This window comes from Antarctobacter heliothermus (assembly GCF_900188425.1).
In the GTDB taxonomy this organism is placed as follows: Bacteria; Pseudomonadota; Alphaproteobacteria; order Rhodobacterales; family Rhodobacteraceae; genus Antarctobacter; species Antarctobacter heliothermus.
Genome location: NZ_FZON01000070.1, coordinates 1 through 19,937 on the forward strand (window position 1 = coordinate 1; position 19,937 = coordinate 19,937).

General features: G+C 61.0%; 22 protein-coding genes. 3 read left to right on the top strand and 19 right to left on the bottom strand.

Features of this window, described 5'->3' with window-relative positions; genetic code table 11:
• From CHB90_RS22665 to CHB90_RS22700, 8 genes are all read right to left on the bottom strand, one after another.
• The coding region (locus CHB90_RS22665) for an electron transfer flavoprotein subunit alpha/FixB family protein (protein ID WP_089280074.1) at window positions 1-917 on the bottom strand (917 nt) is incomplete at its 3' end.
• The gene (locus CHB90_RS22670) at window positions 917-1,675 is read right to left on the bottom strand and encodes an electron transfer flavoprotein subunit beta/FixA family protein (RefSeq protein ID WP_089277280.1); all 759 of its coding nucleotides are present in this window, start codon (window positions 1,673-1,675) and stop codon (window positions 917-919) included. The genes CHB90_RS22670 and CHB90_RS22665, both read right to left, overlap by 1 nt.
• A gap of 38 nt (window positions 1,676-1,713) precedes the next feature.
• The gene (locus tag CHB90_RS22675) at window positions 1,714-2,556 is read right to left on the bottom strand and encodes a sugar phosphate isomerase/epimerase family protein (protein ID WP_089280075.1); all 843 of its coding nucleotides are present in this window, start codon (window positions 2,554-2,556) and stop codon (window positions 1,714-1,716) included.
• Window positions 2,556-2,777, bottom strand: coding sequence for a DUF993 family protein (locus CHB90_RS27385; protein WP_089280076.1), 222 nt, complete (start codon window positions 2,775-2,777; stop codon window positions 2,556-2,558). The genes CHB90_RS22675 and CHB90_RS27385 overlap by 1 nt, the downstream gene beginning before the upstream one ends.
• Before the next feature lie 151 nt (window positions 2,778-2,928).
• Entirely contained in the window at window positions 2,929-3,972 is a 1,044-nt protein-coding gene (locus CHB90_RS22685) for an IS5 family transposase (RefSeq protein ID WP_089280090.1), read from the bottom strand.
• 33 nt (window positions 3,973-4,005) lie between these two features.
• On the bottom strand, window positions 4,006-5,004 hold the full coding sequence (locus CHB90_RS22690; protein WP_089280077.1) for a dihydrodipicolinate synthase family protein: 999 nt from the start codon (window positions 5,002-5,004) through the stop codon (window positions 4,006-4,008).
• 11 nt (window positions 5,005-5,015) lie between these two features.
• Window positions 5,016-5,786 (bottom strand): 3-ketoacyl-ACP reductase, encoded by a 771-nt coding sequence (locus CHB90_RS22695; RefSeq protein WP_089280078.1) that lies wholly within the window; start codon window positions 5,784-5,786, stop codon window positions 5,016-5,018.
• A complete protein-coding gene (locus CHB90_RS22700) occupies window positions 5,783-6,928 on the bottom strand; it encodes an acyl-CoA dehydrogenase family protein (protein WP_089280079.1) in 1,146 nt (381 codons plus the stop codon). Before CHB90_RS22700 ends, CHB90_RS22695 begins: the two co-directional genes overlap by 4 nt.
• A 130-nt stretch (window positions 6,929-7,058) precedes the next feature.
• Between CHB90_RS22700 and CHB90_RS22705 the strand changes: the two genes are divergently transcribed.
• Both CHB90_RS22705 and CHB90_RS22710 read left to right on the top strand, forming a co-directional pair.
• Window positions 7,059-8,072 carry an aldo/keto reductase gene (locus CHB90_RS22705; protein ID WP_089280080.1) on the top strand — a complete coding sequence of 338 codons (1,014 nt, stop codon included), beginning with the start codon at window positions 7,059-7,061 and terminating at the stop codon, window positions 8,070-8,072.
• The gene (locus CHB90_RS22710) at window positions 8,069-8,524 is read left to right on the top strand and encodes a MaoC family dehydratase (protein ID WP_245823342.1); all 456 of its coding nucleotides are present in this window, start codon (window positions 8,069-8,071) and stop codon (window positions 8,522-8,524) included. Before CHB90_RS22705 ends, CHB90_RS22710 begins: the two co-directional genes overlap by 4 nt.
• 86 nt (window positions 8,525-8,610) lie before the next feature.
• On the opposite strand, the gene CHB90_RS27135 is transcribed toward CHB90_RS22710, so the two are convergent.
• The 4 genes from CHB90_RS27135 to CHB90_RS22730 form a co-directional block, all read right to left on the bottom strand.
• Window positions 8,611-8,721: a hypothetical protein gene (locus CHB90_RS27135; protein ID WP_245823345.1), complete on the bottom strand. Its 111-nt coding sequence runs from the start codon at window positions 8,719-8,721 to the stop codon at window positions 8,611-8,613.
• Between the two features lie 221 nt (window positions 8,722-8,942).
• Window positions 8,943-9,239: a Dabb family protein gene (locus tag CHB90_RS22720; protein WP_245823343.1), complete on the bottom strand. Its 297-nt coding sequence runs from the start codon at window positions 9,237-9,239 to the stop codon at window positions 8,943-8,945.
• A gap of 18 nt (window positions 9,240-9,257) precedes the next feature.
• Window positions 9,258-10,043 carry an enoyl-CoA hydratase/isomerase family protein gene (locus CHB90_RS22725; protein WP_089280082.1) on the bottom strand — a complete coding sequence of 262 codons (786 nt, stop codon included), beginning with the start codon at window positions 10,041-10,043 and terminating at the stop codon, window positions 9,258-9,260.
• Window positions 10,040-11,620 carry an acyl CoA:acetate/3-ketoacid CoA transferase gene (locus tag CHB90_RS22730; RefSeq protein WP_089280083.1) on the bottom strand — a complete coding sequence of 527 codons (1,581 nt, stop codon included), beginning with the start codon at window positions 11,618-11,620 and terminating at the stop codon, window positions 10,040-10,042. The genes CHB90_RS22725 and CHB90_RS22730 overlap by 4 nt, the downstream gene beginning before the upstream one ends.
• Window positions 11,621-11,743: 123 nt before the next feature.
• Here CHB90_RS22730 and CHB90_RS22735 point away from each other — a divergent pair, with 123 nt between their 5' ends.
• Window positions 11,744-12,562 carry an aldo/keto reductase gene (locus CHB90_RS22735; protein WP_089280084.1) on the top strand — a complete coding sequence of 273 codons (819 nt, stop codon included), beginning with the start codon at window positions 11,744-11,746 and terminating at the stop codon, window positions 12,560-12,562.
• 51 nt (window positions 12,563-12,613) lie between these two features.
• On the opposite strand, the gene CHB90_RS22740 is transcribed toward CHB90_RS22735, so the two are convergent.
• From CHB90_RS22740 to CHB90_RS22770, 7 genes are all read right to left on the bottom strand, one after another.
• The gene (locus tag CHB90_RS22740; RefSeq protein ID WP_089280085.1) at window positions 12,614-14,224 is read right to left on the bottom strand and encodes a GMC family oxidoreductase; all 1,611 of its coding nucleotides are present in this window, start codon (window positions 14,222-14,224) and stop codon (window positions 12,614-12,616) included.
• 9 nt (window positions 14,225-14,233) lie between these two features.
• Window positions 14,234-15,736, bottom strand: a complete 1,503-nt coding sequence (locus CHB90_RS22745; RefSeq protein WP_089280086.1) for an aldehyde dehydrogenase family protein — start codon at window positions 15,734-15,736, stop codon at window positions 14,234-14,236.
• A gap of 30 nt (window positions 15,737-15,766) precedes the next feature.
• Complete coding sequence (locus CHB90_RS22750) at window positions 15,767-16,336, bottom strand: hypothetical protein (protein WP_089280087.1); 570 nt, start codon at window positions 16,334-16,336, stop codon at window positions 15,767-15,769.
• Window positions 16,337-16,355: 19 nt separating this feature from the next.
• Window positions 16,356-17,384 (bottom strand): zinc-dependent alcohol dehydrogenase, encoded by a 1,029-nt coding sequence (locus CHB90_RS22755; protein ID WP_089280088.1) that lies wholly within the window; start codon window positions 17,382-17,384, stop codon window positions 16,356-16,358.
• On the bottom strand, window positions 17,381-18,274 hold the full coding sequence (locus CHB90_RS22760; protein WP_245823346.1) for an ABC transporter permease: 894 nt from the start codon (window positions 18,272-18,274) through the stop codon (window positions 17,381-17,383). The genes CHB90_RS22755 and CHB90_RS22760 overlap by 4 nt, the downstream gene beginning before the upstream one ends.
• Before the next feature lie 58 nt (window positions 18,275-18,332).
• Window positions 18,333-19,724, bottom strand: coding sequence for a sugar ABC transporter ATP-binding protein (locus CHB90_RS22765; protein ID WP_342744986.1), 1,392 nt, complete (start codon window positions 19,722-19,724; stop codon window positions 18,333-18,335).
• Window positions 19,627-19,937 (bottom strand): transposase domain-containing protein (locus tag CHB90_RS22770; RefSeq protein WP_141135955.1); only part of this gene is annotated, 311 nt, incomplete at its 5' end. The genes CHB90_RS22765 and CHB90_RS22770, both read right to left, overlap by 98 nt.

The following is a 19,937-nucleotide window of genomic DNA, read 5'->3' on the forward strand; positions in this document are numbered from 1 at the left end:
TCGGTCAGTTCCGGCACGGCCTGGAACAGGTCCGCGACAAGGCCGTAGTCGGCGACCTGAAAGATCGGAGCCTCTTCGTCCTTGTTTATTGCAACGATGACCTTGCTGTCCTTCATGCCGGCCAGGTGCTGGATCGCACCCGAAATGCCGACCGCGACATACAGATCGGGGGCCACAACCTTGCCGGTTTGACCAACCTGCCAGTCATTCGGCGCAAATCCCGAATCGACCGCCGCACGTGACGCGCCAACGGCCGCGCCCAGTTTGTCGGCCAGTTTCTCGATCAGGGCGAAATCGTCCTGGCTGCCGACACCGCGCCCGCCGGACACAACGATGCCCGCTGAGGTCAGCTCGGGGCGGTCGCTGGCCGCGACTTTGTCCTCGACCCATTCGGACAGGGCGGGGTTTTCGCCGGTGGCGATGTCCTCGACCGCAGCAGAGCCGCCAGTGGGGGCCGCGTCAAAGGTCGAGGTGCGGAAGGTGATGACCTTTTTCGCGTCCTTCGATTTCACGGTCTGGATGGCGTTGCCGGCGTAGATCGGGCGTTCGAACGTGTCGGCGTCCACCACAGCGGTCACATCGGTCAACACCATGACGTCCAACAGCGCGGCGACGCGCGGCAGGATGTTCTTGGCGTCGGTGGTCGCGGGGGCGACGATGTGGCTGTAATCCCCCGCCAGCGACGCGATCAGCGCAGAGACAGGCTCTGCCAGACGGTGACCGTACAGGTCATCCTCGGCCAGCAGTACCTTTGACACGCCCTCGATGGTGGCGGCCTCGGCGGCGGCATCCTTGGCCGACGCACCCGCAGCCAGCACGGTCACCTCGCCCAGCGCCTGCGCAGCGGCGACGGTCTTGGCGGTGGCATCCATTGCCAGCGCGCCGTCAGTAATTTCGGCAATCAGCAGAACGGCCATCAGATGATCCCCTTTTCCTTGAGCTTCGCCACCAGTTCATCGACAGAGCCGACGATTTCGCCAGCCGCACGGGCCGCCGGTTCCCCGGTCTTGACGATTTCCAGACGCGGCGTGACATCGACACCCAGATCGGCGGCGGTCTTTTCGTCCAGCGGCTTTTTCTTGGCCTTCATGATGTTCGGCAAAGAGGCATAACGCGGCTCATTCAGGCGCAGGTCGGTCGAGATGATGGTCGGCATCTTGACCTTGATGGTCTGCAACCCACCGTCGACCTCACGAGTGACGACGGCATGATCGCCCTCGACGTCGACCTTGTTGGCGTACATGGCCTGCGACCAGCCCAGCAGGGCCGACAGCATCTGGCCGGTGGCGCCGAGGTCGTTGTCGATCGCCTGCTTGCCGCACAGCACAAGGCCCGGCTGTTCGTCTTCGACGATCTTGGCCAGGATCTTGGCGACGGCCAGCGGCTCGATGTCGGTGTGAACGTCATCAGCGGCGACCACGAGGATGGCGCGGTCAGCGCCCATGGCCAGCGCGGTGCGCAGGGTTTCCTGGCTTTGCTTGACCCCGATGGAGACCGCGATGACCTCATCGGCCTTGCCGGCCTCCTTGAGGCGAATGGCCTCTTCGACGGCGATTTCGTCAAACGGGTTCATCGACATCTTCACGTTTGCCAGATCGACACCCGATCCGTCCGCTTTCACGCGAACTTTCACGTTGTAGTCGATCACGCGCTTGACCGGTACCAGGACCTTCATCTGCGTGTCTCTCCATGATTTAGTTTTGGGTGAAGCTCTCAGCAAACGGCGCGGAACCGGTCCACGATCACGTCCAGAACCTCATCCGGTGGGCGTTTCCACCAGTTCTCGGCCGAAAAGACCTCGACCTCGCACAAGCCGCTGTATCCGGTCTTTTCCACCTCTCGGCGGATCGCCTTCAGATCGGCAACTCCGTCTCCCATCATGCCACGATCGAGCAGCATATCAGAGGTGTTCTCAAGCCAGTCACACAGATGGTAGCCGAAGACATGACCAAAGGCCCCTTGGAGGGATTCCGGCAGGCTTCGGTCCCACCAAACATGGTAGACATCGACCGCGATTCCAAGGTTGGAAGCTCCTATCCTATCCCTGATTTCCAGCGTATCTTGTACCGTCATGAGACAGGTGCGGTTGCCACCGAACATCGGGTTGAGCGGCTCCAGCGCCAGTTTGACGTCGCATTTGGCGGCGTATTCCACATGCAACACCAGCCGGTCCGCGAGACGGTCGAGCGTTTCGTCCAGACCCACGGTTTCCGGGTCTGTGCCACCCGTGACAATCGTCAAGACCTCTGCACCCAGGGCCGCCGCCATATCGACAGAGGACCGGATCTCGTCATCGCTGCCGGCTTCGCGCCCGGTCAAGTAGGGAGTGCGGCACAGACCAGCGACCTGCATGCCCGAAGCCCGCACGCGGTCGCCGATTTCAACGGCTCGGTCGCCGATTTCACGCCGCCAGAACACAAGCCCACCATAGCCGCGCTCGGCACAGGCGTCGATCACTCGCTCTGGCGACCAGCCTGCGCCCTGCCCTTCCAAATTGTGCCCCAGTGTCGCGGTGTTCAGTGCAAGCGCTGAGTGATCATTCGCGAAATCCCGCATCACGCGACACCGTAAACCGACAGCAGACGCTTCATCCTTGTCATGGCTACGTCAGGGTCGCGTAGTAGACCACATTGATCGGCCAGCCGGAAAACCTCGGTGAAATAGGGCAGCGGACGCGTAGCCTGCGCACCGTTCAACATCACGAAATGGTCCTGGAAACCATTCAGCCAAGCCAGGAAGACCACGCCAGTCTTGTGGGCACCTCGATTTTTGACCATTTTCGCCGGTGCGCAGCGGTGCGTTTGGCGTGAAGCGGGAGGGAGGCAGTTGGTTGGGGGTCTGGCGCCCCGGGGCGGTCACGGCGCGGCGCCTTTCACGCCTGGTTTTTACGGCCTTTCGGCCTGATCTGCTCGCTGGTTTGCCCGGTGTTCATGCCGGGAACGGGTTGATGCGGCGCAACTGGACGAGGCGGCGCATGTTGTAGGCAAGATTTTTCATCCCAATCTTCGCCTTGGCCCGCACTATGCCGATCGTGCGCACCAGCGTGCCGCCCATGTCGTTGGTCTGCGCGCCGAAGACATGTTCGACCCGGACCCGCACTGTGGATTTGGTTCGGTTGCTGCCCTTGGCCTGTTCGGTCAGCGGCTTGCCCCGCTTGCCCTTGCGGTGGATGTGGCTGGTCAGCTTCCGGTCCCGCAGCTTCGCTTCCATCTCCTCGGACCGATAGGCTGAATCCGCCCAGACGCCGGCGCCGGTGTTGCCCCGCATCAGCAGGTGATCCACCGCCTGGCTGTCATGCACGGCTGCGTCAGTGACGTCATAGCGCCGCACCAGCTTGTGCTTGCGGTCGACATTCACGTGGTTTTTGTAACCGTAATGGCTCTTGCCATGCTTTTTCGTCCAGCGCGCGTCCAGGTCTTTCTGTGAGCGCATCGCGGGCTTATTTTCCCAGTCCTCGGGCACCTCGCCGCTCTTGATGGTCTTGTTTTCATCGCGGGTGTTGCGGTTCTTCGGCACCGGCACGATGGACGCATCCAGGATCTGTCCGCCCCGTGCGATGTAGCCCTGCCGCGCCAGATGGCCGTCAAATTGCTTGAACAGCGCCTCCACCATGCCCGCCTGCGCCAGCGCCTCGCGGTACAACCAGACCGTCTTGGCGTCCGGCACGCGGTCCGCCAGTCCGAGGCCCAGGAACCGCATGAACGATAGCCTGTCACGCACCTGATATTCGATCTGGTCGTCCGACAGGTTGTAGAGCGCGCTCAGAACCAGCGCCTTGAACATCACGATCGCGTCGATCGGCTTGCGCCCGGCGCGCGATTTGCGCTCGGAATCCGGCTTGCGCCAAACCCCCTCAAGCGTTGGCCGGAATTCCTCCCATGGCACGACCGCGTCGATCGCGACCAGCGGGTCATTCTTGGCGTCCAGGCTCGAGTAGCGGTCTGAAAGATCGAAGAAACCCATCTGTGCCATCGTCATACCTCAAGCCATGGAAAACTTCGGGCATCATACCGCCGTGGTAAGGTCAGGGCAATTTTTCGAGGTGCCCTTGTAATACTGGGTCGGCGCGCGGAAGATTAGTCGCGCCAGCGGCACCGTTGGGTCAAGCGTCGCGCGAAAACCCGCGGTGTCCCCGCGGCCGAGCAAATCAACCGCATGCGCCGCCGCCGGGGCCAGAGGATCGAAAATCCCCAGCAGCGCGTGAGAAAAGCTCTGCGCGTCGCCTTCGATCAGTTCGGGATAGTTGAAATCGTCACCGGTATACATGCGCACCCCTGTGGGCAGCCGGCGGCGGAGGGTGATTTCCTTGTCCTTGTCAAGAAGCGAAATCTTTATCCCGTCAACCTTGTCCGCGTTCGCCTCTATGATGGCGAGCACGGTCTCAAGCGTATCCTCGAAACGGTCGCTGCCCCAGTATCCCGCCAGCGCCGGGTCGAACATGTCGCCCAGCCAATGCAGGATGGCCGGATGATCACAAGCCGAAAGCAGTTCACCGTACAGTCGGATGTAGTCCTCGGGCCCGGAGGCCACTTGCGCCATGGCGCGGCTGGCCATCAGGATCACACGCGCATCAAGCGCCTGGATCGCACCGAGTTGTTCCAAGTAGGCCCGTTTCACGTCATCTAGAGCGCGTGCCTGCGCTGGGTCTAGATGATCGGTGCCGCAGCCGTTGGCCACCAGCGCGTCGGGCAGTTCGGCACGCGTGCGGCGGATCAGTTCCAGCGCCCCGGTCCAGTCCAGCCCCATGCCGCGCTGCGCGGTATCCATAGCCTCGGCGATGCCAAGCCCCATGCCGTGCAAATGATGGCGGAAGCGCATCGTCGCTTCCCAATCCACGGTCGCCGGGCCGGAAGGATCGTTAGCGGTAAACGGATCGGCAACCACATGCGCAGCGGAATAGACCACGCGCACGGGATCCGATGGCAAGCGTGCCTCAGGCAACGGCGTGCCGGTCAAGATGTACTCGGCAAGTCTGCCGTTTTCGTCGGGCAATGCAATCTTCATGGGAATTTCCTTCAGAAACGCGGCACCAGCATCCCGGCATCGGCCGAGATTGCCTGTCCAGTCGTGTAGGGCAGCTTGCCCGAAGCAAGTGCGGCAATAATTCCCCCCATGTCCTGGGGTTGACCGACGCGTGGAAACAGCGTCAGCCCAGCTTTCGCACGCTCTTCGTATTGTGCGATCACCGGGGCCGTCATCTCGGTTGCGATCAAGCCGGGCTGGACGTCATAGACGGCGACATTTTCGCGCCCCAGACGCACTGCCCAGACCTTGGACGACATCGCGGCGGCCGCTTTGGAGACGCAATATTCCCCGCGCGGCTCAGCCACGGCGATGGCGTTGGAGGATGTCACGTTGACGATGGAGTGAAAAAGCGCCGGATCACGCTTTCGTGCGACGAGCCGTCGGGCAAAAGTTTGTGTTAGGAAGAAGGGCGCCCGGGTATTGACGGCAAGACACCGGTCAAAGCTGGCCTCGGACGCGTCCAAGGGATCACCGCGCTGCATCACCCCGACACCTGCATTGTTGACCAATGTGGTAAGCGGACCGATTTTGGCTTCGATTTCGGCCAGCATGCCGTCATGCGCACCAAGATCAGTCACGTCAAAGGGTGCGGCAACAACCTTGACGCCCTCCGCCCGGATCGTCTCGACCGCAGCCCGCAGTTCGTCATCGTCCGCTGGCCCATTGATCGCGATGGCAAAACCTTCCCGCGCGAGGGCCACTGCCGCAGCCAGACCGATGCCACGGCTGGAGCCCGTGACCAATGCAGACAGCCCGCTCATGCCACGGCCCCTTTGGCCAGCAGTTCCCGTGCGATGATCATGCGCTGAATCTGGTTGGTCCCCTCATAGATTTGGGTAATCTTGGCATCACGATAGAGCCGCTCGACCTCGAACCCCCTCATGTAACCGGACCCTCCGAAGACCTGGACCGCGTCTGCCGTGCGCGCAACCGCCATGTCTCCGGCGAAACACTTGGCCATGGAACAGAACTTTGTCGCGTCCGCCCCGGTGTCAATCTTATGCGCCGCGTTCAGCACCAGCAGGCGCGCGGCCTCCACGTCCTTGGCGATGTCCGCGAGGAGCCACTGGACCCCTTGGAACTCGGCAATGGGTTTCTTGAACTGCTTGCGCTGTTTTGCGTAATCCACTGCTGCCTCCAGCCCCGCCTGCCCTATGCCCACGGCCAGTGAAGCGATGCCGACGCGGCCCTTGTCGAGCACGCTCATCATCATGTGAAAGCCACGCCCCTCAACACCCAGAAGCGACTCGGCGGAAAGACGTACATTGTCGAAATTCAACGCGCCAACCTGGCTGGCCCGTTGACCCATCTTATGTTCTTTGGGTCCTCGCGACACACCGTCTGCGTGCAAGTCGACAATGAAGATCGACATGCCGCGATGCCCGGCCTCGGGGTCGGTACGCGCAAGGACAAAGGCCACATCTGCAACCGGCGCGTTGTGGATCCATATCTTGCCGCCATTCAGGACCCAGCCATCGCCGTCCTTGACTGCCGTGGAACGAATGCCGGAGACATCGGTTCCGGCTTCGGCCTCGGTGATGCAGTAGGCACCGCGCAGCTTCGCCGACAGAAGTGGACCCAGCCATTGCCCGCGCTGCGCGTCAGTCCCGTGTGTGACCAACAGGGTCGAAAGCAACTCCACCAAGCCGCATTGGTCGGCCACGCTGGCATAGCCACGCGACAGTTCCTCCATCACCAGCGCATAGGTCACCGTATCGAAACCCGGCCCGCCCATGGACTCAGGAACGCTGATCCCGAACAGACCCAATTCGCCCATCTGGTCATAGAGTTCGGCAGGGAAACGTTCCTCTCGGTCCAGATCCTCGGCCACAGGGCGAATGACTTCTTGGGCAAATTGCCGCGTCATGTCGCGCACCTGGGCATGCATGTCAGTCAGAAACATCTCGCTCCCCTTGGTAACTATATGGTTACTTGTACTCAAGAAGCTTCATTTGGTCAAGCCCACGATGAGGGTTGATTTGCAGAGGCCAATCTGTGCTATATAACCATATAGTTACTTACGGGAGGACAACATGAACCCCAACGACAAGGTGAAATTCGGACGCGTGGACCTGGAGGTGACGCCCTTTGGATTCGGCACCGCCCCGATCGGCAACATTTTCCGCGAGATTGACGAGCGGACCTCGGACGCAATGATCCAGGAGGCGTGGTCTCAAGGGGTCCGCTATTTCGACACCGCGCCGATGTATGGTCACGGATTGGCCGAACTGCGCAGCGGTTATTCGCTGCGCTGGAAGGATCGCGACGATTTCGTGCTGTCCTCCAAGGTCGGGCGCCTCCTCAAGCCCGCGCGCAAGGCGGATATCGACTATGCGCCCTGGACCAATGCCGGCCGATTCACCATACATTTCGACTACAGTTACGACGGCACCATGCGCAGCATCGAGGACAGCCTTCAGCGCCTGAACCTCGAACGGATGGACATCTGCTTCATACATGACATCGACGTATTCACCCGTGGCAATAAACAGCCGGAAGTCTTCAAGCAGGCCATGGACGGCGCATGGAAGGCCCTGTCGGACCTTCGCGATCAGGGCGTGGTCAAGGCCATCGGTGTCGGCGTGAACGAATGGGAGGTGTGCCACGCCGCCTTGCAGCAGCGCGATTTCGACTGCTTCCTGCTCGCCGGCCGCTATACACTGTTGGAACAGGACTCGCTGAACGAGTTCCTGCCCCTCTGCGAAGAGCGCGGCGCAGCGGTTGTCGTGGGCGGCGGGTTCAATTCGGGAATCCTCGCCACCGGCGCGAAAGAGGGCGCCAAGTATAACTATGCCCCCGCCCCTGCCGACATCCTGGACAGGGTCCGCAAGATCGAGGCAGTCTGCACCGAATATGACGTGCCCCTGCCCGCCGCCGCGTTGCAATTCGTGGTGGCCCATCCGGCGGTGCCGACCTTTATGGCAGGCACCCGTACGGTTGAACAGTTGCAGCAGAACCTCGCTTGGTTCAGCCACCCGATTCCCGATCAGTTCTGGGCCGACCTGAAAGCCAAGGGATTGCTGCGCGAAGACGCCCCCACGCCGTGAGCGGGCGCGTCCTCGGGCCGGGCCGTTATGGCCTGGCCGCTCTTGCCGAGGGCGACGTGATCGAAACGGCACGTCGCGAGGTGACGGTCGAGATGATCGACGAATTCGCCGCCCTGACCGGAGACCATTTCGAGATCCATATGGATGCCGCCGCCGCCCGCAGCCATGGTTTTGCCGACCGGGTGGCGCACGGGCTTCTGGTCCTGTCGCTGATCGACGGCCTCAAGAACCAGGCTCCGGCGCAATTCGAGGCGATTGCCTCGCTGGGATGGGATTGGGGATTTGCCGCGCCGGTCCTGGCCGGCGACAGCATCGCCGCAACGATCACGGTGACGGAGCTGCGCACGACGTCGGCCGGCACGCGCGGTATCATCACGCTCGGTTTCGAGGTAACGAACCAGCGCGGCGAAACGGTGCAGCGCGGCGTGAACAGACTGATGATCTACACCTGAGGCTGAGACGGGATTGCGCGGAAGTTGTTGAGGTTCGAGCCAGTCGGTCCGCGCACGAAAAGGCCCCTGACGGCGTTTTAAGGTCTTCAAGCATCTTGCTCGTTCAACGCGGCCGCAGGATCCACGCCTGGTGCGCGCATGCGTCCCGCGCTAGTGCCATCGGCAAAAGCCCCGGGATTGTCCTCGGACCCGTCGATGCCATCGACGTCGGCGGCGAGAGCCGCACGCCTAGGACCCCTTCGACCGCAGTGGCCAGAGACAGCAGGAAAGCGGTATTGCGGCCGCCAGAAGCGCCCTTACCCGCGCGTCCGCCCCTTGGGACACGCCGGCAGATGGGCACCCTAGGCGGACAATGGGTCCGCCGCACTGACGCCAGCGCCGCAAAGTGACGACAGAAAGGCGTGGCCCGCGGCAACTATCATGGTTCAATATCGCAAACGAAGACACCCTCGGCACTGCCTTCGAGGCAAGCAACGATATCTGCACCGATGGCCTGGTGTTCCACATCCGCAAGATAGGCATCGCGCACACCGGCATCGCGAAAATCGAACCAGAACATGTCGATGAAACCACGCACGAGCGGGACCTCGACAGAGACGTTCGCGCGGTGCTGGAAATCAACAATTCCCTCAATGCGGTCACTGAGCGCGGCGAGCCTTTCGTAGAGCTTCTGTTTCGTGGTCGCATCCACGTCGCCGCGAAAGCGCAGGTGCACTAGGTGCCTTATCATCGCTCAGTCTCCTTTGCCACCGAATCTGGGCGGACGTTTCTCGTTGAACGCGACCACTCCCTCGCGCACCTCTTCGCTCGCGGCGGCGATGCGCCCCGCCAGCGATTCAAGTACGCGATCACGTTCCTCGCCTTCCGCGGCGTTGATCAGCATCTTTGTCAGTTCAGTCGCCAGCGGCCCACGCTTCAGGATCGCGCCAGCGACGTCGCGCGCGACCTCCAGCGAGGCATTTTGCGGGACAACCCTGTCGGCCAGTCCGGCCTGCAGGGCCTGTTCGGCAGACAACACATCTCCGAAAAGGGCCATACGGCGCACAATCTGCGCACCAAAGCGGCGCACAGCGCGTTGCGTGCCCGACCAGCCCGCAATGATCCCAAGCGCGGATTCGGGCTGCCCAAAGCGCACATGTTCTTCGGCGATGCGGTAATCAGCACAGGCCGCAAGTTCTAGTCCGCCCCCAAGGACCGGTCCGTTAAGCGCCGCTATGACCGGCTGCCGCAGCCGCGCCAACCGGTCGAATGCCTCATGGCCGTCCCGAATCCAGTGGCGCGCAAAGGCAGTGGCGCTCTCACTGCTCCACGCAATAATGTCGCCGCCGGCGCAAAAGCTGCGTCCGCTGCCGGTCAGGATCAGCACTCCGAGATTCTCATGCCGCTCGATTTCGCGGCACAAGTCGGCAAGTGCATCCATCATGGCCGCGTCCAGCGCATTGCGCTTGTCCTCGCGGGCGATACGCAGGACTCCGACACCATCCGAAACCTGCAGCGAAAGGGCCTCGCGACCACTCATGCCGGGGACAGGTCCAGCTGCATCGCGTCAGGGTGGAAAAGGCGCGCATCCATGACCTTCAGATCGTCGGCCACGCGCAATGCGCTGTCCGCCTGGTCCAGAATGTCGCTTTGCAGATCAACGCCGGGCGCGATCTCGGTCACCACCAGCGCGCCATTGATTAGACGGATTACGCAACGCTCGGTGACATATGTCACATCCTGTCCCTGCTCCAGCGCCCGTGCGCCTGAAAACGAGACCTGATCAACCTCCTCGACGAATTTCGCCACCTTGCCCTCGGAGTCGATAATGAGCTTGTCGTTCTCAATCCGCATTTTTGCCCCAGCATTGAAATTTCCCGAGAACACGATCTTGCGGGCGCGCGCCGTTATGTCGACGAAGCCCCCGGCCCCGGCGGTGCGATGCCGCACGCCACGCAGGCGCGAAACGTTCACAGAGCCATCGCGACCGACCTCAAGAAACGAAAGCAGCGAAGCATCGAAGCCCCCGGCCTGAAAATACGTAAACTGGTGAGGCGAGGCGACAAAGGCTTCGGCATTGGCGGCGCATCCGAATTTGAAGTCCAGAAGCGGCACCCCTCCGACGGCGCCTTGTTCGATCATCCAAGTGACGGCGCCGTGCAGCCCTTCCTCAACGAGAATCCGAGGCACATTGGCAGAGACGCCGAAGCCGATATTCACTGCCCAGCCCTTGCGCAATTCCTGGGCAACGCGACGGGCGATGACCTTACCGACATTGAAATCCACGTTGCGAAAGGTGTGCAAGGGCCGGATCAGCTCACCTGAAATTGCTGGGTCGTATTGCGTCGCGGTGGTCTGCAACTGCTCGGGCTCCTCGACGATCACATCTACGAGGATCGCCGGCACGCGGACGTCATGCGGGCGAATCGAGCCATTCTGCGCGACGCGCTTGACCTGCGCGATTACCACTCCGCCAGAGTTTCGCGCAGCTAATGCCATTTCCATCGCTCCCAAATACGCGCCTTCATGTTCAAAGGAGAGGTTGCCGCGCTCGTCCGCTGTGGTTGCGCGGATAATAGCGATGTCCGGCTGGACCGAGGGAAAATAAAGCCAGTCCTCGCCGTCGAAGTCCCGATGTGAAACAATCGGCTCGGCGCGCGCGGACTCGTTCATGGCACAACCTTCAAGATCTGGGTCGACAAAAGTCTTAAGTCCCACCTTTGTCAAAACGCCGGGGCGCTTGGCGGCCCCTTCACCCAGCATGTCGAACACGATGCCAGAGGGCACATTGTAGGCCTTGATTTGCTCCGCGGTAATCATCTGCCAGATTTTCGGCGGTTCGGCCTTGCTTGGACCGGACGGATAGGATCCACCGATGATCTTGCTGAGCAAACCCGGTTTCGCAATGTGGTCGACGCCCGGTGTACCGAACATGTCCCCTGCCGCGATCGGGTGAATCGAGGTCAGATTGCGGGGGCTGCCCGTCTGTTCGTAGCGGGCGCCCAGAGCCGCAAGAACCGCATCGGGGCAACACAATCCACTGGACGAGTTCACGGCGATGATGGCGCCATCGCCAATCCGGCGGACAGCCTCCTCTGCGGTCATGATCTTTGACATCTTCGGTTGCCCCTTGGTAACTAACTGGTTATTTGTAATATGCCGCCAAGTCGCGCTGCATTCAAGCCTGATGTTTCCGTCCGACAGCGGATTTTACGGGCGCACCACAGGGAGAGCTAAACCGTGACAATCTATTTCGAAAAAACCTACCAACGCTCGTTCGGCACGTTCCCGCTGAAGGGGCAGGATCTGAAAGACGCCATTCTTGCAGCAGCCGAAGTGGGCTACCGCTCGTTCGACACAGCGCAAATGTATGGAAACGAGGCCGAAACAGGCGCCGCCCTTAAAGCGACCAGCTTGGCGCGTGGCGATCTATGCATCACGACCAAGGTCGACATCGCCAATTTCAGTGACGAAGCCTTCCTGCCTTCGGTCGAGGAAAGCCTGAAAAAGCTCCAGATCGAACAGGTTGACGTTTTGCTTCTGCACTGGCCCACTCCCGGCGGGGATATCCGCCTGTCGCTGCAATTGCTGCAACAGGCGCACGACCGTGGCCTGGCCCGCCATATCGGCGTGTCAAACTACACCGCGCCAATGATGCGCCAAGCGCGGACTATCGTGGACGCACCGCTGGTCACGAACCAGGTTGAGTTCCACCCACTACTCAACCAAGACAAACTGCTGGTTGCAGCATCCGAGACTGGTATCCCGCTGGCGTCCTACTGTTCGGTGGCGCGGGGCGAAGTATTCAAGCACGCGATCTTCGGTGAGATCGGCGCAGCCTATGGCAAGAGCGCCGCGCAGGTGGTTCTGCGTTGGATCTTGCAGAAGGGCGTCAGCATCAACACCATGTCGACCAAGCCCGCCAACATCGCCGCCAATTTTGACGTGATGGATTTCACCTTGTCATCCATCGACATGGCCCGGATCGAAAAAATGACCAACACTGGCTATCGCATCGTCGGCAAGGGTCTTGTCCCTTACGCGCCCGATTTCGACTGACGAGAAAAGGGGGCGGCTTTGCAGCCGCCCCAGTGCTGACGGGGAGGAACGTCAGCGATTGCCCCGAACGAGATCAGCGGCCTTTTCGCCGATCATGATTGTCGGGGCATTGGTGTTCGACCCGACCAGGCTTGGCATCACCGAGCTGTCACAAATCCGCAATCCGTCGATACCGCGGACTCTCAGTTGCGGATCGACCACGGCCATCGGGTCGTTGTCTGCCCCCATTTTGCAGGTGCATGTGGGGTGGTACGACGTCCGTCCGTACTGGCGTGCATAGGCCTCGTAGTCGGCCTGCGTCTTCACGCCGTCATCGGGAAATTGAGTCTTGCGGATGTGCTTCTGCAGCGCCGCTTGTTCGAATATCTCGCGGCTGATCTTCACCCCCTCGACCGAAGTCTTCAGATCGTCGGGATGGCTAAGAAAATTCGGATCGACGATAGGCAAAGCCGTCGAATCGCCCGACCGCAACCGCACTGTCCCGCGCGACTTAGGTCGCAACGTGTAGCTGTTCAGCGTGATCCCTGACGAGCCCTTGGGCACCGAAGGCACACCCGCCTCGGCCCCGGCCCCGGCCCCGGGAAGAAAATGGAATTGCAGGTCGGGAAACGGAAGGGACCGGTCCGCATACCAGAATGCCCCGCCTTCGACCACGTTTGAGGTCACCGGCCCGGTCCCGAACAGGTAATACTGCGCCCCGGCCCAGACCATCCAGTGCAGCTTGTTGTACTTGTCGAGGCTCTGGTGACCATTGAGCTCGGCAACAATGTCGATGCCGAAATGATCTTGCAGGTTCTCACCCACCCCGGGCAGGTCAGCCACCACATCAATGCTATGCTCTCGCAGATGCGCCGCAGGCCCCAGCCCGGAGAGCATCATCAGCCTGGGCGACCCGATGGCACCCGATGTAAGCAAGACTTCGGAGGTGGCCCGTGCCGTCGTCCGTTGCCCGCCCTCAGTGTAATCGACACCTACGGCGCGGCCCTGCTCTACCACGATACGATGCACCAGACAGCTGGTCTTAATCGTCAAGTTTGCGCGCGTCATCGCCGGACGCAGATACCCTACGGCGGCAGAGCAACGTCGTCCGTCTTTCGTCGTCGTCTGGTAAACGCCCGACCCTTCCTGCACAGCGCCGTTGAAATCCGGGTTGAAAGGTATCCCGCGCTGTTGGCACGCCTGAACAAAGGCGCGTGTCATGCGCTGCGGTTCAGGGACATTCGAGACTCCCAATTCCCCGTCCGTTCCGTGCCAACCATCCGCAAGAAAGGTATTGCCCTCCGAGCGCAGAAAGTACTTCTTGACCTCGGCGAAAGACCAGCCGTCACAGCCTTCGTCATGCGCCCAGCGGTCGTAGTCAGCCGGGATCCCACGGGTGAACACCTCGGCGTTGATGGAAGACCCGCCGCCGATGACCTTTGCCTGCGCATAGGGAATTTCCCGGTTGTTGGCATGTTTCTGTGGGGCAGTGACTAACCCCCATGTATGAGGGCCGGTGGTCATCTTGGCAAAGCCCACCGGCATATGGATCAATGGGTGATTGTCCTTGCCCCCCGCTTCCAACAAAAGAACCCGCGCGGACGAGTCCTCGGTCAGCCGGTTGGCCAGCACGCAACCGGAGGAACCTCCGCCGATGATGATATAGTCGTAGCCTTCGGACATGGTGCCTCCCTACGCGATCCAGTGAGTGCGTTTTCCTGTCTCGATGTGCACGGACTTAACCTGCGTGTATTCCTCGACACCGTACATTCCCGCCTCGCGGCCCCAACCTGATTGTTTGAACCCGCCCAGCGGCAGTTCCGGCCCACCAGCAAGCGTGGTATTCACCCAGAACCGTCCTGCCTGTACGCGACGCGTGACCATCAGCGCCTTGTCGATGTTCTTGGTCCAGACGCTGGCAGCAAGGCCGTACTCGGTATCATTCGCTAAAGCGATGGCCTCTTCGATGGTGTCGAAAGGCGTGATCGTCAGCACCGGGCCGAATATCTCTTCGCGCGCGATGGCCATGTCCGGTGTTACGTCACCGAACAACGTCGGGGCGATGTACTGGCCGCGCCCCAAATCCATCTGCGCGCCACCGCAAATCAGGCGCGCACCTTCGGCCTGTCCCTTTTCGATGTAGGACAAGATCGTGCGGTTCTGCGCATCTGTGGTGATCGCGCCGATCTGCGTCGCCTCGTCCAGCGGATCGCCGACGACAACCTTGTCGAATTTCTCCTGCACCATTTGCGCAAGGCGGTCCGCGACCGAGCGTTCGACAATCAGGCGCGAGCCCGAGACGCAGCATTGTCCGGTGTTGAAGCCGATACCGAATGCCACGCCATCTGCGGCATCCTCAAGGTCCGCATCGGCAAAGACGATTTGCGGGTTCTTGCCGCCCAACTCCAGTCCTAGCTTCTTGAAGTTCGACTTGCCTGCCGCCTCGACCACCCGGCGGCCAACAGCAGTCGATCCGGTGAAGGAAAGCATATCAACACGGGGATGTTCGATCAGCGCCTGACCAATTGTCGACCCTGAACCGGTGACCACGTTCATGCAGCCATCGGGCAACCCCGCTCCTGTCAGTATCTCGGCCAGTAACAGTGTCGTGGCGCTGGTGACCTCGGATGGCTTCGCAACAATCGTGCAGCCGGAGGCAAGGATATACGGCACACGTTCGCAAAGGATCAGAAACGGAAAATTCCAGGGCGTGATGATACCCACCACGCCGACGGGTTCGCGCATTACAAGACCGAGCATTCCGTCGCCCAGATTATTGAAACTGTCTCCATGCAGACTGCGCGCAAGACCCGAAGCAAATTCGAACATGTCCGCACAACCGCCCACCTCGGCGCGGGCTTGACTGATCGGCTTGCCGTTCTCCAGAGTCTCGAAATAGGCAATTTCCTCGGACCGCTCACGGATCAACGCACCGGCCCGCAGAAGCACGGCAGCGCGTGCCTGGCCACTCAGCCCGGACCAACGGCGGTCCGCGAAGGCATTACATGCCGCGTCCACGGCCATGTTCAGATCATCGGTCGTGCATTTCGGGATGCAGGTTACCGGTACGTCATGGCCTGGCGACGTACGGGTAAAAACCTCACGCGAACCGGCCGGCACGAACGCACCGTCAACGTAAAAGCCAAACTCTCGCGGCTGGGACGGCAGGGAAAGCGTGGTGGCTTTCGTAACCATTTGTATCTCCTGTTAGTTCGCGGACGCGGCTCAACCGCGGCTGTCCAATGCATGCCGCCAGTCGTTCCAGCCGCTATCGACCGAGGACGGCGCGTCGTGCCAATGCGGCATCGCTTCGCCCGTGGCCGGGTCTTTGGCGGGAATGGGCAGCATCATGATGCGCTTGCAGGCGCGCTTATAATCCTCTTCCGAGAGGAACTGTTCCTGGATGTCATCCCATTCGCGGCCGTCCGGGTAACCGCCGCACATGTGGATATCGTCAGACTGTGCCACCATCTCGTGGCTGACCCCCGCAGGCATGACGATCACATCGCCCGCCTCGATCCGGACGCGCGTCCAGCCCCCCTCGCCCACTGAAAGCGAGAACTCCATCCAGCCCTGCGCGCAGCCAAGGCATTCATGCGTGGTCGAATGGAAATGCGCGTATTCGTAGACACCCGGGTAGTCCCAATTGTTGGACCAGCCGTTTTCGCGGAAACACGTCTTGATCGCCTTGGCGCCGCCTCCCGGAACCACGCCGCGATGTACCAAAAGCGGGAAGCGGCTGTTCGGGATCAAGCCCAGTGGTTTAGAGTTGTAGGTCTCGGTCTTGAGCGTCATTCAATGTCCTCCCTGAAAATCATGCTGCCATGACAATCTGCGTCTTCAAATCGTCAGGCCGGTCGCCGATGCTGTCAAAGGCCTGTTGGATCTCCTGCAGAGGAAAGCTGGCGCGAGTAAACGGATCTGTTTGGATGCGGCCATGCACCAGCAGTGTCAGCGCGTCGTTCATGTCTTGGCCCATACCTGCGACTGAGCCCTTGACCGAATTCTCATGCAGGATCGTGTCGAGAATTGGTAGCGCGAGCGTGTCTTCCGGGCCAGTCAGGCCGAAGGCAGCGAGATGCCCACCCTTGCGCATCAACCGCAGTGCGGCGCCATATAGCGCAGGGTTGCCCACGCTTTCGACCACGACATCTGCGCCACGACCATCTGTTGCCATTAGCACCGCTTGTTTCAACTGCGCGGGATCGGTGACTCCAATATCCGCACCGCAGTCCAGGGCCATTTCTACCCGCTCTGCCGAAATGTCCATGACTATGACCGGCGCCGCGCCGATGGTGCGCAGCAGTTGCACATGGAGGTTGCCGATCGGTCCGGCCCCGATCACCACTGCCGACTGACCAAAGTTCACTCGCGCTTTGCGCGCGGCGCGGACGACACAGGCCAACGGCTCTGTAAGGGCCAGGACCTCGAAAGGGACATCATCCGGCGCGGAGATCACCAACCGCGCAGGGACCAGCATGTATTCGGCAAAGGCCCCGTCCATCGTTATACCCATCTGCTGCATTTCGGGGCAGTTGAGGATCTCGTTCCGACGGCACCAGAAGCACCGGCCGCAACCAATGTTCATATCGACGACCACCTTGCCGCCAACCTGCAGTCCACGCAAGTCAGTGCCCACCGCCTCAATCGTGCCGGTAAATTCATGCCCCGGCACCATCGGCAGGCTGTCTGCCGCATAGTGTCCGTTGAAGATGTGAAGATCTGTCCCGCAGATTCCCACGCGCGCGATCTTGATCAGCGCCTCACCGGGCCCGGGCCGGGGAATCGGGCGCTCTTCAATTTCGAACTGCCCGGGAGATCTCAGAACAGCCGCGCGCATCATTTCACGATCCTCATCTTGGACCGGTCAATGGTCATTGCGATGGCGGCGATCAGGATGATACCGAATATCATTTGCTGCATGGTCGCATCCACCTCAAGATAGACCATGGCCGAGCGGATAACGACGACGATGAGCGTTCCGACTAGTGTATTCATGACGCCCCCCACACCGCCGGTCAGCGGCGTGCCACCGACAAGCACCGCGACAATCGCAAGGATCAAGAACCCATTGGCGAGGTTCGCGTCTCCGCCCGACAGCTTGACTGAGAACATCAGCCCGGCGATGGCGGCGAAGGTGCCAGAGAGTGCAAAGGCGAGGATCTTGATGCGATCCACCTTCAGGCCCGACGCCACGGCGGCAAGTTCTCCTGAACCGACGGCCTTCAGCGCGCGGCCAAAGGTGGTGCGTGTCTGCAGGAACCACGCGAGCGCCAGGAGCACGCCCGCGATCACCAGTTCGTGCGGGACGCCGGCGGTATTGCCGAACATCCAGCCAAAGCTCGCTTCGCGCGCCGCGGTATTCATCGACAGCGCCCGTTCGCCCGAGAGGAAGCGCGCTCCAGAAAGGGCTATGAAGCCCATGGCCAGAGTCGCGACGAAGGACGGCACGAACTGCCGGGTTGTTATCCAGCCAGACAGCGCGCCAATGCCAAAGCCTGCGGCCACGCAGATCACAGCGACGAAGATTCCGAATTGTGCAAGGTAGACCGTGGCCATCACCGTCACGAGATTGGCCACCTGCTGCATCGAAAGGTCGATCCCACCAATATAGATCGCAAAGGTCATCCCCAGCGCCATGATGAAAAGCGGCACGATATCGGCCACAAGTGACACCATGCCCGCCGGGTTGAAGAAAGCCGGGTTGACCAACCCGACCAGCACGATCAGCACCAGCAATGTGAACCACGGGAACCAGGGTTTCAGTTTTTCCAATGACATGGACATCCCTTCAGATCATGTGGTGGACAAGGTCATAGAGCGACGGCTTGTCGCCCGGTGACCCGTCAAAGCGTTTCTGGAATTCCCCGTCCTTCATGACGAGGATGGTGTGGCTGAGACCGATTGCCTCTTCGAGAGTGTCAGCCACAAGGACAATGCCCGCACCCGCATCGCTCAGCTCGCGGACCATGTCGTAGACGTCTTCCTTGGCCCCGATGTCCAGGCCCCGCGTCGGGTGGTCGAGCAGGATGATGTCGGACCCACCGGAGCGCCATTTGGCCAGAACCACCTTCTGCTGGTTGCCGCCCGAAAGCCCGCCGCAGTCCTTGTAGACGTCCGGAGTCTTAATCGATAGCCGCTCGACCCATTCCTCGGCCAAGGCCTTTTCCTGACCGATGCGCAGAACGCCAGCCGTGGCATAGTTGCCCATCTGGCTTAGGGTCATGTTCTCGTAAACATTCATACCGTTCACGATGCCCTCGACCTTGCGCTCGCGCGGAACATAGCCAACGCCGCGCGCCACGGCCTCTTGGGCATTGGCTCGGCCATAGGGCTGGCCTTTGACCTCTACGCTGCCCGCCGTGGGGCGTTCGAGACCAAAGATCGTGCGCAGGATCGCCTCGCGACCCGAGCCTTCGGTGCCAACAAGGCACAACACCTCACCCGCATGCAGGTCGAAGGACATGCCGCTGTACTTCCCCGCCGCGCTGACACGATCCAAACGTACCAAAATCCGGGAAGGATCGTAGGGCTTCTGCTTCTGCTCTCGGTAATATTCCTTGTCGACGTCGCGCCCCACCATCTTGTGCTGGATCGCGTCGATCTGCGCCTCGTCATGGGCGACGACATCCACGACCTCGCCGTCCTTCATCACATAGACGCGGTCCGACAGTTCCAAAACCTCGTCCATACGGTGACTAACAAAAATGAACGAGGCCCGGCTGGTGAGTTCGCGCATCAGTTGGAACAGCAGTTCTACCTCCTCTCGCGCGAGCACACTGGTCGGCTCGTCGAGCAGGATCACCAGATCACCATCGATCCTCTCTTCCAGCGTCAGAACCTTGGCCAATTCAACCAACTGGCGCTGTGCGAAGGACAGTTTGGAGGTGACCATTGCCGGATCGATGTCCAGCTTGACCTTGGCAAGTTGCCGCTTTGCCGCCTCCGCCATTGCCTTCCAGTCGATCACCCCCCAGCGTACGAACTGTTTTTCGAACCCGAGAAAGATGTTTTCCATAACGCTGAGGTTTGTGATCAGGGACTGCTCCTGGAACGTATGCGTCCGGCCACGCAGCGCTTGACGCCTATTTCGGCGTCCAGTTCCATGGCGCGAGTTCGCCGATGCGGTTGATCTTGTGATCGGCGATCCGTTCGAGAACCCAGGTGAGCCAGGCTTCGGGATTAACGCTGTTCATGCGGGCGGTTTCGATGAGTGTGTAGGCGACAGCCGCGGCCTTGCCGCCACCTTCCGAACCCATGAACAGGTAGTTTTTCCTGCCGAGAGTCAGGGGCCTGATTGACCGCTCGCAGATGTTGTTGTCCAGTTCCAGAAGCCCGTTATCGAGGTATGGACGCGCCTTGGGCATGCGGCCGAGCGCGTAGCGGATCGCCTCGG